12 protein-coding genes are annotated in these 13889 nt (G+C 69.6%); all 12 read left to right on the forward strand.

Translation table 11 applies throughout. The features are described 5' to 3' along the window. Positions 1 to 8 precede the first annotated feature (8 nt). The 12 genes from nuoG (at position 9) to ACKUB9_RS09210 (ending at position 13822) form a co-directional block, all read left to right on the forward strand. Positions 9 to 2090 (forward strand): NADH-quinone oxidoreductase subunit NuoG, encoded by a 2082-nt coding sequence (nuoG, locus tag ACKUB9_RS09155; protein WP_407520975.1) that lies wholly within the window; start codon positions 9 to 11, stop codon positions 2088 to 2090. A gap of 10 nt (positions 2091 to 2100) precedes the next feature. Continuing rightward, positions 2101 to 3123: an NADH-quinone oxidoreductase subunit NuoH gene (gene nuoH, locus ACKUB9_RS09160; RefSeq protein ID WP_407520977.1), complete on the forward strand. Its 1023-nt coding sequence runs from the start codon at positions 2101 to 2103 to the stop codon at positions 3121 to 3123. A gap of 22 nt (positions 3124 to 3145) precedes the next feature. After that, positions 3146 to 3634, forward strand: coding sequence for an NADH-quinone oxidoreductase subunit NuoI (gene nuoI / locus ACKUB9_RS09165; protein ID WP_407520979.1), 489 nt, complete (start codon positions 3146 to 3148; stop codon positions 3632 to 3634). Between the two features lie 225 nt (positions 3635 to 3859). Next, positions 3860 to 4480 carry an NADH-quinone oxidoreductase subunit J gene (locus ACKUB9_RS09170; protein WP_407520981.1) on the forward strand — a complete coding sequence of 207 codons (621 nt, stop codon included), beginning with the start codon at positions 3860 to 3862 and terminating at the stop codon, positions 4478 to 4480. A 283-nt stretch (positions 4481 to 4763) separates the two neighbouring features. Then, complete coding sequence (gene nuoK, locus ACKUB9_RS09175; protein ID WP_238240218.1) at positions 4764 to 5069, forward strand: NADH-quinone oxidoreductase subunit NuoK; 306 nt, start codon at positions 4764 to 4766, stop codon at positions 5067 to 5069. 63 nt (positions 5070 to 5132) lie between these two features. After that, positions 5133 to 7271 (forward strand): NADH-quinone oxidoreductase subunit L, encoded by a 2139-nt coding sequence (gene nuoL, locus ACKUB9_RS09180; RefSeq protein WP_407520984.1) that lies wholly within the window; start codon positions 5133 to 5135, stop codon positions 7269 to 7271. A 40-nt stretch (positions 7272 to 7311) separates the two neighbouring features. Next, positions 7312 to 8832, forward strand: coding sequence for an NADH-quinone oxidoreductase subunit M (locus ACKUB9_RS09185; protein ID WP_407520985.1), 1521 nt, complete (start codon positions 7312 to 7314; stop codon positions 8830 to 8832). Between the two features lie 10 nt (positions 8833 to 8842). Beyond that, on the forward strand, positions 8843 to 10291 hold the full coding sequence (nuoN, locus tag ACKUB9_RS09190) for an NADH-quinone oxidoreductase subunit NuoN (RefSeq protein ID WP_407520987.1): 1449 nt from the start codon (positions 8843 to 8845) through the stop codon (positions 10289 to 10291). Between the two features lie 8 nt (positions 10292 to 10299). Further along, on the forward strand, positions 10300 to 11094 hold the full coding sequence (locus ACKUB9_RS09195) for a biotin--[acetyl-CoA-carboxylase] ligase (protein ID WP_407520989.1): 795 nt from the start codon (positions 10300 to 10302) through the stop codon (positions 11092 to 11094). A 172-nt stretch (positions 11095 to 11266) separates the two neighbouring features. Then, positions 11267 to 12940 carry a ribonuclease J gene (locus ACKUB9_RS09200; protein WP_407520992.1) on the forward strand — a complete coding sequence of 558 codons (1674 nt, stop codon included), beginning with the start codon at positions 11267 to 11269 and terminating at the stop codon, positions 12938 to 12940. 136 nt (positions 12941 to 13076) lie between these two features. Then, positions 13077 to 13481, forward strand: a complete 405-nt coding sequence (gene mce / locus ACKUB9_RS09205; protein ID WP_407520994.1) for a methylmalonyl-CoA epimerase — start codon at positions 13077 to 13079, stop codon at positions 13479 to 13481. Between the two features lie 74 nt (positions 13482 to 13555). Further along, positions 13556 to 13822, forward strand: coding sequence for a DUF1467 family protein (locus ACKUB9_RS09210; protein WP_407521238.1), 267 nt, complete (start codon positions 13556 to 13558; stop codon positions 13820 to 13822). The last annotated feature ends 67 nt before the right edge of the window (positions 13823 to 13889 follow it).

The raw sequence follows: 13889 nt of genomic DNA on the forward strand, positions 1-13889 counted from the left end.
ATGAAGCCATGACCAAGATCGTCGTCGACGGCACCGAGGTCGATGTCCCGCCGGACTACACGCTGCTGCAGGCCTGCGAGGCGGCGGGCGCGGAGATCCCGCGCTTCTGCTTCCACGAGCGGCTGTCGATCGCCGGCAATTGCCGCATGTGCCTCGTGGAGCTGAAAGGGGCGCCCAAGCCCGTGGCGTCCTGCGCCTGGGGCGTGCGCGACTGCCGGCCGGGGCCGAACGGCGAGCCGCCGCAGGTCTCGACCAAGTCCGCGCTGACCAAGAAGGCGCGCGAGGGGGTGATGGAGTTCCTCCTCATCAACCACCCGCTCGATTGCCCGATCTGCGACCAGGGCGGCCATTGCGACCTGCAGGACCAGGCGATGGCCTACGGGGTCGACTCGACCCGCTACGGCGAGAACAAGCGCGCGGTCGAGGACAAGTACATCGGCCCGCTGGTGCGCACGGCGATGAACCGGTGCATCCACTGCACCCGCTGCGTGCGCTTCCTCGCCGAGGTGGCGGGCGTGCCGGATCTCGGCGCCATCGGGCGCGGCGAGGACATGGAGATCACCTCCTACCTCGAACAGGCGATGGCCTCGGAGCTGCAGGGCAACGTCGCGGACCTCTGTCCGGTCGGCGCCCTGGTGCACAAGCCGCAATCCTACAACGTGCGGCCCTGGGAGCTGGCGAAGACCGAATCCGTCGACGTGATGGACGCGGTCGGCTGCGCCATCCGGGTCGACACCCGCGGCCGCGAGGTGATGCAGATCGAGCCCCGGGTGAACGAGACGATCAACGAGGAGTGGATCTCCGACAAGACCCGCCACGTGGTGGACGGGCTGCGGCTCCAGCGCCTCGACCGGCCGTACCTGCGCGAGAACGGCCGCCTGCGGCCGGCCTCCTGGGCGGAGGCCTTCGGGGTGATCGCGGGCAAGCTCAAGGGTGCGAACCCCGAGCGCGTCGGCGCCATCGTCGGCGACCTCGCGGGCGTCGAGGAGATCTACGCGCTGAAGCGCCTGATGAATGCGCTCGGCGTCCGCAACCTCGATTGCCGCCAGGACGGCGCCGCGATCGACCCCGCCTGGGGCCGGGCCGCCTACACCTTCAACCCGACCATCGCCGGCATCGAGCAGGCGGACGCGATCCTCCTCGTCGGCGCCAACCCGCGCACCGAGGCCTCGCTCCTCAACGTGCGGATCCGCAAGCGCTGGCGCATGGCGCCGCTCGCTGTCGGGCTGATCGGCGAGGCGACCGACCTCACCTATCCGCACACCTATCTGGGCGCCGGCCCCGAGACCCTGGCGGACCTCGCCGCGGGCCGGCACAGCTTCGCCGAGGTGCTGCGGGATGCCTCGCACCCGCTCGTCGTCGTCGGCCCCGGCGCGCTCGCGCGGCCGGACGGCGCGGCGATCCTGGCGGCGGCGGCCAAGTACGCGCAGGACCTCGGCGCGGTGAAGGACGGCTGGACCGGCTTCGCGGTGCTGCACGCGGCGGCCTCGCGGGTCGGCGCCCTCGATCTCGGCTTCGTGCCGGGAGAGGGCGGCCTCGACGTCGCGGCGATGACCGCGCCGGGCGCGCTCGACGTGCTCTACAACCTCGGCGCCGACGAGGTGGAGATCGGCCCCGGCGCCTTCGTGATCTACCAGGGCACCCACGGCGACAAGGGCGCGCATCGGGCGGACGTGATCCTGCCGGGCGCGGCCTACACGGAAAAGTCCGCCACCTTCGTGAACACCGAGGGGCGGGTGCAACTCGCCAACCGCGCGAGTTTCCCGCCGGGCGACGCCCGCGAGGATTGGGCGGTCCTGCGCGCTCTCTCCGAGCCGCTCGGCCAGCGCCTGCCCTTCGACTCGCTGGCGCAGCTCCGCCGCGCCCTCTACGCCGATCACCCGCACTTCGCGGGCATCGATCAGGTGGCCGGGACGGAGGCGGGCGCGGCCGTGGCGGCGCTGGCGGGTCTGGGCGGGGAGCCCGCGCGCGAGCCCTTCCGCAGCCCGGTCATCGACTTCTACCTCACCAACCCGATCGCCCGCGCCTCGCGCGTGCTGGCGGAGTGCTCCGGCATCGCCCGCGAGCGCGTGCTGCAGGCCGCGGAGTAGGACCCGCCCCATGAGCCTCACCGACATCCTGCTGACGGTCGGCCTCGTCGCGCTGAAGAGCGTGGTGCTGCTGGTCGCGCTCCTCGTCTTCATCGCCTACGCGCTGCTCGCCGACCGCAAGATCTGGGCGGCGGTGCAGCTGCGGCGCGGCCCGAACGTCGTCGGGCCGTGGGGCCTGTTTCAGTCCTTCGCCGACCTCCTGAAGTTCGTCATCAAGGAGCCGGTGATCCCGGCGGGCGCCAACAAGAGCATCTACCTGCTGGCGCCCTTCGTGTTCGCGGTACTGGCGCTCTCGGCCTGGGCGGTGATCCCGCTCGCGGACGGCTGGGCCATCGCCGACATCAACGTCGGCATCACCTACATCTTCGCGATCTCGTCGCTCGGCGTGTACGGCGTGATTATGGGCGGCTGGGCGTCGAACTCGAAATACGCCTTCCTGGGCGCGCTCCGCTCCGCCGCCCAGATGGTCTCCTACGAGGTCTCGCTCGGCTTTGTGATCATCACCGTGCTGATGTGCGCCGGCTCCCTGAACCTGTCGCAGATCGTGCGCGCGCAGGACACCGCGCTCGGCCTCTTCGGCTGGTACTGGCTCTGGCTCTTCCCGATGTTCGCGGTTTTTTTCGTCTCGGCGCTCGCCGAGACGAACCGGCCGCCCTTCGACCTGCCGGAGGCCGAATCCGAGCTCGTGGCGGGCTACATGGTCGAGTATTCCTCGACCCCCTACCTGCTGTTCATGCTCGGCGAGTACGTGGCGATCATCACCATGTGCGCGCTCGGCACGATCCTGTTCATGGGCGGCTGGCTCTCGCCGATCCCGTTCGCGCCCTTCACCTGGGTGCCGGGCGTGATCTGGTTCACCCTCAAGGCGAGCTTCCTGTTCTTCCTCATCGCCATGGTGAAGGCGATGGTGCCGCGCTACCGCTACGACCAGCTCATGCGCCTGGGATGGAAGGTGTTTCTGCCCCTGTCCCTGATCATGGTCTTCGTCGTCGCGCTCGTCCTGAAATTGACCGGCCTCGCGCCGGTCTCCTGACACACCGAACGGAGATTGAGCGATGAGGCTCGATCAGGTCGCCCGCAGCCTGCTGTTGAAGGAATTCGTGACGGGGTTCGCCCTCGCCATGCGCTATTTCTTCAAGCCCAAGGCGACGATCAACTACCCCTTCGAGATGGGCCACCGCTCGCCGCGCTTCCGCGGCGAGCACGCGCTGCGCCGGTATCCCAACGGCGAGGAGCGCTGCATCGCCTGCAAGCTCTGCGAGGCCATCTGCCCCGCGCAGGCCATCACCATCGAGGCCGGCCCGCGCCGCAACGACGGCACGCGCCGCACCACCCGCTACGACATCGACATGGTGAAGTGCATCTACTGCGGCATGTGCCAGGAGGCCTGCCCGGTGGACGCCATCGTGGAGGGGCCGAACTTCGAGTTCTCGGTCGAGACCCGCGAGGAGCTGCTCTACGACAAGCAGAAACTGCTCGCGAACGGCGACCGCTGGGAGCGCGAGATCGCCCGCAACATCGCGGCGGACGCGCCGTACCGGTGAGGGGGCGAGTAGCGAATGGCGAGTAGGGGGCGTTGCGGGTGGCCGCGCCGTCGAAGACGTCCTGAACCCCTCTATTCGCTGCTCGCTACTCCCTATTCGCGGGCCGCGGAGCGGCCCCCCGTTGTGCACCGCAGGGGCGGGTTCTATAGACGGGCCGCCGGGACCCCGGTGGCCGGACGTCGGCACCAGGCAGGAGGCCGCCGAGAGGCGGCGTGAGTTCAGCGCATGACCGCAGCCGCCGCCTTCTTCTACCTCTTCGCCGCGATCACGGTGGCCTCGGGCTTCATGGTGATCGCCTCGCGCAACCCCGTCACCTCGGTGCTGTTCCTGATCCTCGCCTTCGTGAACGCGGCCGGCCTGTTCGTGCTTATGGGCGCCGAGTTCCTGGCGATGATCCTCGTCGTCGTCTACGTCGGCGCGGTGGCGGTGCTCTTTCTGTTCGTGGTGATGATGCTCGACGTCGATTTCGCCGAGCTGCGCCAGGGCTTCCAGGAATACCTGCCGGTGGGCGGCCTGATCGGCGCCGTCTTCCTGGTCGAGCTGCTGCTGGTGGTCGGCTCCTGGGCGATCGACCCGGGCCTCGTGCAGGCCCCGCTGGCGACCGCGCCGAGCGGGGAGCGGATGACGAACACGCAGGCGCTCGGGCTCGTCCTCTACACGAACTACTTCTTCTTCTTCCAGGTCGCCGGGCTGATCCTGCTCGTCGCGATGATCGGCGCGATCGTCCTGACGCTGCGCGACCGGCCGGGCGTCAAGCGCCAGGACATCGCGGTGCAGAACGCCCGCACCCAGGACATGGCGGTCGAGCTGCGCAAGGTGCCGAACCGTCAGGGCGTCGAAGTGTGACGGAACGCGAAAGGATGTGACGCGGGGAACCCCTCTCCCGTGCGGGAGAGGGGCAGGGGTGAGGGTCCCGGGAGGGAGCCGCAGTGAAGCGCGGAGGGTTGTGAGGGGAGCGGAACGGATCAGCTTCAAACACTGACCGTTGTGCTGGCAGCGGCAGCGTCCCGCCTTCTTGCTGCACCCTCCCGGGACCCTCACCCCTACCCCTCTCCCGCACGGGAGAGGGGATCCCGCGCCATGATGGATGCACGCTGATTGAGGCGGCCGCGACGCGGCCGAGAGGCAGATGATCGGTTTGAGCCACTACCTGACGGTCGCCGCGATCCTGTTCACGCTCGGCGTGCTCGGCATCTTCATCAACCGCAAGAACGTCATCGTGATCCTGATGTGCGTCGAGCTGATCCTGCTCGCCGTGAACATCAACCTCGTGGCGTTCTCGACCCATCTCGGCGACATCGTCGGGCAGGTCTTCGCCCTGTTCGTGCTGACCGTGGCGGCGGCGGAAGCCGCGATCGGCCTCGCCATCCTGGTGGTGTTCTTCCGCAACCGCGGCTCCATCGCGGTCGAGGACGTCAGCATGATGAAGGGCTGAACGCGCCCTTCGCCGAGAGACCCATTCCCGCGCCACCCGCCGCGCCGAGGCCGGACACCGAGCATGTACCACGCGATCGTCTTCCTGCCCCTCATCGGCTCGCTCATCGCCGGCCTCTTCGGCCGCCGCATCGGCGCGAGGGCGAGCGAGGTGATCACCACCTCGATCCTGTTCTTCGCCGCCCTCCTGTCCTGGGTAGCCTTCTTCGAGGTGACCGGCGGGGCGGGCCACGGGGCGACGCGGATCCAGGTCGCACACTGGTTCTCGGCCGGCGACCTCGTGGTGGACTGGGCCTTCCGGGCCGACACGCTCACCGTGGTGATGCTCGTCGTCGTCACCACCGTGTCGTCGCTCGTGCACCTCTACTCGATGGGCTACATGGAGGAGGATCCGCACCGGCCGCGGTTCTTCGCCTACCTGTCGCTGTTCACCTTCGCCATGCTGATGCTGGTGACGGCCGACAACCTCGTGCAGATGTTCTTCGGCTGGGAGGGCGTCGGCCTCGCCTCCTACCTGCTGATCGGCTTCTGGTACGAGAAACCCTCGGCCAACGCCGCGGCGATGAAGGCCTTCATCGTCAACCGCGTCGGCGATTTCGGCTTCTCCCTCGGCATCTTCCTGGTCTTCGTGCTGTTCGGCTCGGTGGCCTTCGACGGCATCTTCCCGCGCGTCGCCGAACTCAAGGACGCGCATTTCCATTTCCTGGGCACCGACTGGCACGCGCTGACGCTCGCCTGCCTGCTGCTGTTCATGGGCGCCATGGGCAAGTCGGCGCAGTTCCTGCTGCACACCTGGCTCCCCGACGCGATGGAGGGCCCGACCCCGGTCTCGGCCCTGATCCACGCGGCCACCATGGTGACGGCCGGCGTGTTCATGGTCGCCCGACTGTCGCCGCTGTTCGAGGCGGCGCCCGCGGCGCTCACCGTCGTCACGATCATCGGCGGCATCACGGCCTTCTTCGCCGCCACCATCGGCCTCGTGCAGAACGACATCAAGCGCGTCATCGCCTACTCGACCTGCTCGCAGCTCGGCTACATGTTCGTCGCGCTCGGCGTCGGGGCCTACGCGGCGGGCGTCTTCCACCTCTTCACCCACGCCTTCTTCAAGGCGCTGCTCTTCCTCGGGGCCGGCTCGGTCATCCACGCGATGCACCACGAGCAGGACATGCGGAACATGGGGGCGCTGCGCCGCTACATCCCCTTCACCAGCCTGATGATGACCGTCGGGACGCTGGCGCTGATCGGCTTCCCGTTCACGGCCGGCTACTACTCGAAGGACGCCATCATCGAGGCGGCCTACATGTCGACCCGGCCGGGCCACGTGCTGGCCTTCCTGGCCACCGTCATCGCGGCCTTCTTCACCTCGTTCTACTCCTGGCGCCTGTTCTTCCTCACCTTCGAGGGGCCGGCGCGCTGGGGCGGCCATCACGGCCATGATGCGGCCCATGGCGCGACCCATGACCCGGTGCACGCCCCGGTCCACGCTTCGGCCCACGCGGCTCACGCCGCCGCCGAGGCGGATGGCGCGCCGGGCCACCACGAGGGCGTCGCCCACGACGACAAGGGCCACGACCTCGAACCCGCCCACCACGCGGCGCACGCGCACCACGACGATCACCACGACCACACGCCCCACGAGAGCCCGCGGGTGATGACCATCCCGCTCGCCGTGCTGGCCCTCGGCGCGCTCTTCGCCGGCCTCGTGTTCAAGAACCGCTTCATCGGCGAGGGCATGGACGCGTTCTGGAAGGGCGCGCTGGCGCACGGCCCCGACAACCACATCATGCACGACATCCACAACGTGCCCGGCTGGGTGGCGCTGTCGCCCTTCGTGATGCTGGTGCTCGGCTTCCTCCTCGCCTACTGGATGTACATCCGCCGGCCGGAGCTGCCGAACCAGCTCGCCACGAGCCAGCCGCTGCTCTACCGCTTCCTGCTCAACAAGTGGTACTTCGACGAGATCTACGACGCGCTCTTCGTCCGTCCGGCCAAGGGCTTCGGCAAGTTCCTCTGGACGGTCGGCGACGGGCGGGTGATCGACGGCATGGGTCCGAACGGGATCGCCGCCCGCGTCGTCGACGTCACCCGCGGCGTCGTGCGGCTCCAGACCGGCTACGTCTACCACTACGCCTTCGTGATGCTGATCGGCGTCGCTGCCCTGGTGAGCTGGTACCTGCTGACCGGCGTCGGAGGCGGCCACTGATGCCGCTCCTCCTCGCACAGAATGACCGGAGACGCGTCTGATGCTCGGCCTCGGGATCCTCTCCGGCCTCCTCATCCTGCCGCTCGTCGGCGCCGCCTTCATCCTCACCCTGCAGGGCGACGAGGAATCGGTGCGGCGCAACGCCCGCTGGGCGGCGCTCGCCGCCACCGTGGCGACCTTCCTGCTCTCGCTCGTCGCCTGGAGCCGCTACGATTCCTCGACCTCGGCCTTCCAGCTCCTGGAGAGCCACGCGTGGCTCACCGAGACGATCCGGTTCAAGCTCGGCGTGGACGGCTTCTCGATGCCGCTCCTGCTGCTCACCACTTTCCTGATGCCGTTCTGCATCGCCGCCTCCTGGCACTCGATCGAGCACCGGGTGAAGGAGTACTTCGTCGCCTTCCTGGTCCTCGAGACCACGATGATCGGCGTGTTCTGCGCGCTCGACCTCGTGCTGTTCTACCTGTTCTTCGAGGCCGGCCTGATCCCGATGTTCCTGATCATCGGCATCTGGGGTGGCAAGCGGCGGATCTACGCCTCGTTCAAGTTCTTCCTCTACACCCTGCTCGGCTCGGTGCTGATGCTGCTCGCCATCATGGCGATGTACTGGTACGCCGGCACCACCGACATCCCAACCCTGCTCACCAAGCGCTTCCCGGCGCACATGCAGACCTGGCTGTGGCTGGCCTTCTTCGCCTCCTTCGCGGTGAAGATGCCGATGTGGCCGGTCCACACCTGGCTCCCCGACGCGCACGTCGAGGCGCCGACCGCGGGCTCGGTGATCCTGGCCGGCATCCTCCTGAAGATGGGCGGCTACGGCTTCATCCGGGTCTCGCTGCCGATGTTCCCGGACGCCTCGCACGACTTCGCCCCGCTCGTCTACGCGCTCTCGGTGGTGGCGATCATCTACACCTCGCTGGTCGCGCTGGTGCAGACCGACATCAAGAAGCTGATCGCCTACTCGTCCGTCGCCCATATGGGCTTCGTGACGCTCGGCCTCTTCACCATGACCGAGCAGGGCATCCAGGGCGCGCTCTTCCTGATGATCTCGCACGGCATCGTCTCGGGGGCGCTGTTCCTGTGCGTCGGCGTGGTCTACGACCGGATGCACACCCGCGAGATCGCGGCCTATGGCGGCCTCGTGAACCGGATGCCGCTCTACGCGGTGGCCATGATGGTGTTCACCATGGCCAATGTCGGCCTGCCCGGCACCTCCGGCTTCGTCGGCGAGTTCCTGGCCATGCTCGGGGCCTTCAAGGCCAACCCGATGGTGTCGTTCTTCTCGGTGTTCGGCATCATCCTGTCGGCGGCCTACGCGCTGTGGCTGTTCGCCCGGGTGATCTACGGCAAGCTCGACAAGCCCGAGCTTCAGGGGATCACCGACCTCGACCGCCGGGAGATCGCGATCCTCGCGCCGCTAGTGGTGCTGACGATCTATTACGGCATCCACCCGAGCCCGATCCTCGACGTCTTCGCCCCCTCCACGGAGGCGCTGATGCAGGGGGTTCGCGCCGCCCTCTCCACGACCCAGACCGCCGCCGCGGCCCTGCCGGTCGCGCACTAGAGAACCCGCGATGAACGCCGCCCAGATCGTCATGCCCGCCCTCGGGCCAGCCCTGCCGGAACTGATCCTCACGGTCGGCGTCCTAGTGCTGATCCTCTACGGCGCCTTCAAGGGCGAGCGCTCCACCGAGGGCGTCACCGTCGGCGCCCTGATCGTGCTGATCGTCGCGCTGTTCGCGGTGGTCAGCCAGCCGTTCGGTGCCAAGGTCACGACCCTCAACGGCTCCTTCATCGTTGACGGCTTCGCCCGGGTGATGAAGGCGCTGGTGCTGCTCGGCTCGATCGCGGCGCTGCTGCTCGCCCGCGACCTGTTTGAGCGCGAGCGCATCGCCCGGTTCGAGTACCCGATCCTGATCGTGCTCTCGTCGATCGGCATGCTGATCATGGCCTCGGCCAACGACCTGATCGGGCTCTATCTCGGCCTCGAACTGCAGTCGCTCGCCGCCTACGTCATCGCCTCCTTCCACCGCGACGACGTGCGCTCGACGGAGGCCGGCCTGAAGTACTTCGTGCTCGGCGCGCTGTCGTCCGGCATGCTGCTCTACGGCGCCTCGCTGGTCTACGGCTTCACCGGCCACGTCTCCTTCCCGGGGATCGTGACGGCGTTGCGCGAGACCCAGGTCGGCCTCGGCGTGGTGCTCGGCATCGTGTTCGTGGCCGCGGGCGTCGCCTTCAAGCTCGCGGCGGTGCCCTTCCACATGTGGACGCCGGACGTCTACGAGGGGGCGCCGACCCCCGTCACCGCCTTCTTCGCCTCCGCGCCGAAGATGGCCGCGATGGCGATGGCGGTGCGCGTGTTCGTCGGCGCCTTCCCGGGCGTGATCGACGAGTGGCGCCAGATCATCGTCTTCGTCGCCATCGCGTCGATGGCGCTCGGCTCCTTCGCGGCGATCGGCCAGCGCAACATCAAGCGCCTGATGGCCTATTCGTCGATCGCGAACGTCGGCTACGCGCTGATCGGGCTCGCGGCCGGCACGCAGGAGGGCGTGCGCGGGGTCGTCGTCTACATGGCGATCTACCTCGCCATGACGCTCGGCGCCTTCGCGGTGATCCTCGGCCTACGCCGCGGCAACCGGATGTTCGACACCATCGACGATCTCTCCGGGCTCTCGCGCACCCATCCCTGGCTGGCCTTCTGCCTGGCCGCGATGATGTTCTCGCTCGCCGGCATCCCGCCGCTCGCCGGGTTCTTCGCGAAGTTCTACGTCTTCGCGGCGGCCATCCAGGCGGGCCTCGTCGCGCTCGCGGTGATCGGCGTGGTGACGAGCGTGATCGGCTCCTACTACTACCTGCGCATCGTCAAGGTGATGTACTTCGACGAGGCGCAGCCGGCCTACGAGCCGCTGGCGCCGGGCCTGCGCATCGTGCTCGCCGCGTCGAGCGTCGTGGTGATCCTGATGGGCCTCGTTCCGGCCCCGCTGGTCGCGATCGCGGGCGCCGCCGCGCGCTCGCTGTTCTGACGCCCTGCATGGCTTATGCCCTCGACTCCGCGGCCGAGGCCGCGGGGTACAGCCTGGAGGTCCACGACAGTCTCGGCTCCACGAGCACGCTGGCGATGGAGCACGCCCGGGCCGGGCTGGCGGCACCCCGCTGGGTGGTGACCCGGCGCCAGACGGCCGGCCGCGGCCGGCGCGGCAGCGCCTGGACCTCGCCGGAGGGCAACCTCGCCGTGAGCCTCGCCTGGCCGGTACCGGCCGGCCTGCCGCCCGAGCGGGTCGCCACCCTCAGCTTCGTGGCGGGCGTGAGCCTGGAGCGGGCGCTCCGGCAGGCCTGCGGTCCGTCGCCCGATCCGGCGGCGGAGTTCCGCCTCAAATGGCCGAACGACGTGCTGGCGGGCGGCGCCAAGCTCGCCGGGATCCTGCTCGAATACGAGGCGGGGCGGCACGGGGCCGCGCTGGTGATCGGGTTCGGCGTCAACGTCGCGGCCGCGCCCGAGGGCCTGCCCTACCGGGCGACGGCGCTCGCGGCGCTCGGCCGTCCGGCGGATGCGCCCGGCCTGTTCCGTCGGCTCACCGGAACCTGGCTGGCCGCGATCCGGCTCTGGGACGAGGGCCGGGGCTTTCCGGCGATCCGCGCGGCGTGGCTCGCGGCGGCGGCGGGTCTCGGCGGGCCGGTGACGGTGGAGGCGGGCGACACCCGCCTGACCGGCACCTTCGAGACGATCGATGCCGGCGGGCGCCTCGTGCTGCGCCTCGGCGACGGCTCGGTGCGGACCGTGTCGGCCGGCGCCGTGCATGTCGGTTCGACCGCGACTGCGGTGTGACCGGCGCGCCGGAGCGGCGCCCTCCGGGGCGGCGACGGCGCGACCCAGACGAGACAGGCGGCGGCCCTGAGGGCCGTCCGCAGGACCAGACCTGACGGCGCCGTGACCGTGACGGCAAAGGCCGTTTTCCCCCAGAGGGCCGCGACGGCGGCCCATGAGGTGTTGTGCGTCCATGACCACGAAAGGAGAAGAGCTCGTCTTCCTGCCGCTCGGCGGCGTCGGCGAGATCGGAATGAACGCGGCGCTCTACGGCTTCGGCCCGCCCGGCGCCCGCAAATGGATCATGGTCGATTGCGGCATGGGCTTCGCCAGCGAGGAGCACATGCCGGGCGTCGACCTGATGTACCCGGACCTGAGCTTCATCGAGAACGAGCGCCAGAACCTGCTCGGCATCCTGATCACGCACGGGCACGAGGACCATATCGGGGCGCTGGCCGAGCTGTGGCCCCGGCTCAAGGTGCCGGTCTACGCCACCAGGTTCACCAAGAGCCTGATCGAGACCCGGCGCCTCTCCGAGCCCGGCGCGCCCAAGATCGACCTGCGCGAGGTGCGTCCGAGCGAGCGGCTGACCTTCGGCCCGTTCGAGGTCGAGTACGTGCCGGTCGCCCACTCGATCCCGGAATCGCACGCGCTCGCCATCCGCACCGCGCACGGCCTCGTGCTGCACACGGGCGACTGGAAGCTCGACGACGGCCCGGTCGTCGGCAACGTCACCTCCGAAGAGGTCTTCGCACGGCTGGGCGAGGAGGGCGTGCTCGCGCTGATCTGCGACTCGACCAACGTCACCCGCGAGGGCCGCTCGCCGAGCGAAACGGACGTGGCGGCGCACCTCGCCGAATTGATCCGCTCCGCCCCCCACCGGGTGGCGGTGACGACCTTCGCGTCGAACGTCGCTCGCATCCGCGCGGTGGCGGATGCCGCGCAGGCCTGCGGGCGCGAGATGGTGGCGGTCGGCCGCGCCATGGACCGGGTGATCGACGTCGCGCGCGAGTGCGGCTACCTCGACGGCCTGCCCGACTTCCGCGAGCCGCAGGCCTACGGCTACCTGCCGCGCGACAAGGTGGTGGCGCTGCTCACCGGCTCGCAGGGCGAGCCGCGCGCGGCGCTGTCCCGCATCTCCCGCAACGACCATCCGGAGATCGCCCTCTCGCCCGGCGACCGGGTGATCTTCTCCTCGCGGGCGATCCCCGGCAACGAGCGGGAGGTCGGCGCGATCATCAACGACCTGATCGAGGCCGGCATCGAGGTCATCACCGACCGCACCGAACTCGTGCACGTCTCCGGCCACCCGCGCCGCGACGAACTCGCCGCGATGTACCGCTGGACCAAGCCGCGGATCGCGGTGCCGGTGCACGGCGAGCCGCTGCACTTGGCCGAGCACGCCACCTTCGCCCGCAAGCAGGGCGTGGAGCAGGTGATGAAGGCGCGCAACGGCACCCTGATCCGTCTCGCCCCCGGCACGCCGGAGATCGTGGACCACGTGCAGCGCGGGCGCCTCTACAAGGACGGCTTCGTGCTGATCGGCGAGAAGGACCGGGCGATCCCGGAGCGCCGCAAGCTCGCCTTCACGGGCATCATCTCGGTGGCGATCGCGGTGGACCAGCACGGCGGCATGAAGGGCGAACCCGCCATCGACCTGATGGGCCTGCCCACCTACGGCCGCAAGGGCGAGCCGATCATCGACGTCGTGGAGGAGGCGATCGAGCGCACCTTCGACGGGCTCTCGCGCCAGAAGCGCCGCGACTCGGAGGCGGTCGAGAACGCCGTCGATCGCGCCATCCGCTCCGCCGTGAACGAGGTCTGGGGCAAGAAGCCCGCCTGCCACGTGCTGGTCGTCGAGGTGTGAGGCCGCCGCCGGCCCCCGCTCCGCGGGGGTCGCCCCGCCCGGCGGGGGCCAGCCCGGATCGGACCATCGGCCGGGTGGCCCGTCGCGCCGATCGTGTAGAACGGGGCTGCGCATCACAACGAGGAGCCAGGGACCCATGATCGGCCGGTTGAACCACGTCGCCATCGCGGTGAAGGATCTGGAGGCCGCGGCCCGGACCTACCGGGACATGCTCGGCGCCACCCTCTCGGCCCCGCTGCCCCAGCCCGAGCATGGGGTGACGGTGATCTTCGTCGAACTCCCCAACAGCAAGATCGAACTCCTGGAGCCGCTCGGCGCCGATTCGCCGATCACCGCCTTCCTGGAGCGCAACCCGGGCGGGGGCATCCACCACGTCTGCTACGAGGTGGACGACATCCTGGCGGCCCGCGACCACCTCAAGGGCGAGGGCGCGCGCATCCTCGGCTCGGGCGAGCCGCGCATCGGCGCGCACGGCAAGCCGGTGCTCTTCCTGCACCCCAAGGACTTCCTGGGCACCCTGGTCGAGCTGGAGCAGGCCTGAGACCCGTGCCGCACCGCCTCATCGCCACCGCCACCGCCTCGATCCCGCGCACGCTCGCGGCCTGCACCCTCGCGATGCTGCCGGCCCTGCTCGTGGCGACACGGGGCTTCGGCCTCACGTGGTTCGGGGCGGCGGCCCTGTACTTCGTGGTGTGGTGGACGCTGCTCTTCGCGGTGCTGCCCTTCCGGGCCAGGGACGATGGGACGCAGCCCTTCGTGCCCGGGCAGGATCCGGGCGCGCCGCCGCTCCCCCAGATGCGCCGCAAGGCGCTCTGGACCACTCTGATCTCGAACGTGGTGTTCGTGGCGGCGGTGGCGGCCTTCCCGCTCGCAGGCCTGTAGCCGGCATATAAAACCGGCCCCCGGCCCCGTCGCCGCCCTCATTGACGCCCCTTGGGGCAGCGGCTCC

The sequence above is a fragment of the Methylobacterium oryzisoli genome, from assembly GCF_046557895.1.
Taxonomy (GTDB): Bacteria; Pseudomonadota; Alphaproteobacteria; order Rhizobiales; family Beijerinckiaceae; genus Methylobacterium; species Methylobacterium oryzisoli.

Bases quoted from the DNA above. Each gene is read 5' to 3' on its own strand.
- ACKUB9_RS09200 (WP_407520992.1), top strand. From the start codon at position 11,267: ATGACCACGAAAGGAGAAGAGCTCGTCTTCCTGCCGCTCGGCGGCGTC.
- nuoG (WP_407520975.1), top strand. From the start codon at position 9: ATGACCAAGATCGTCGTCGACGGCACCGAGGTCGATGTCCCGCCGGAC.
- ACKUB9_RS09170 (WP_407520981.1), top strand. From the start codon at position 3,860: ATGACCGCAGCCGCCGCCTTCTTCTACCTCTTCGCCGCGATCACGGTG.
- nuoK (WP_238240218.1), top strand. From the start codon at position 4,764: ATGATCGGTTTGAGCCACTACCTGACGGTCGCCGCGATCCTGTTCACG.
- mce (WP_407520994.1), top strand. From the start codon at position 13,077: ATGATCGGCCGGTTGAACCACGTCGCCATCGCGGTGAAGGATCTGGAG.
- ACKUB9_RS09210 (WP_407521238.1), top strand. From the start codon at position 13,556: ATGCTGCCGGCCCTGCTCGTGGCGACACGGGGCTTCGGCCTCACGTGG.
- nuoL (WP_407520984.1), top strand. From the start codon at position 5,133: ATGTACCACGCGATCGTCTTCCTGCCCCTCATCGGCTCGCTCATCGCC.
- ACKUB9_RS09185 (WP_407520985.1), top strand. From the start codon at position 7,312: ATGCTCGGCCTCGGGATCCTCTCCGGCCTCCTCATCCTGCCGCTCGTC.
- nuoI (WP_407520979.1), top strand. From the start codon at position 3,146: ATGAGGCTCGATCAGGTCGCCCGCAGCCTGCTGTTGAAGGAATTCGTG.
- nuoN (WP_407520987.1), top strand. From the start codon at position 8,843: ATGAACGCCGCCCAGATCGTCATGCCCGCCCTCGGGCCAGCCCTGCCG.
- nuoH (WP_407520977.1), top strand. From the start codon at position 2,101: ATGAGCCTCACCGACATCCTGCTGACGGTCGGCCTCGTCGCGCTGAAG.
- ACKUB9_RS09195 (WP_407520989.1), top strand. From the start codon at position 10,300: ATGGCTTATGCCCTCGACTCCGCGGCCGAGGCCGCGGGGTACAGCCTG.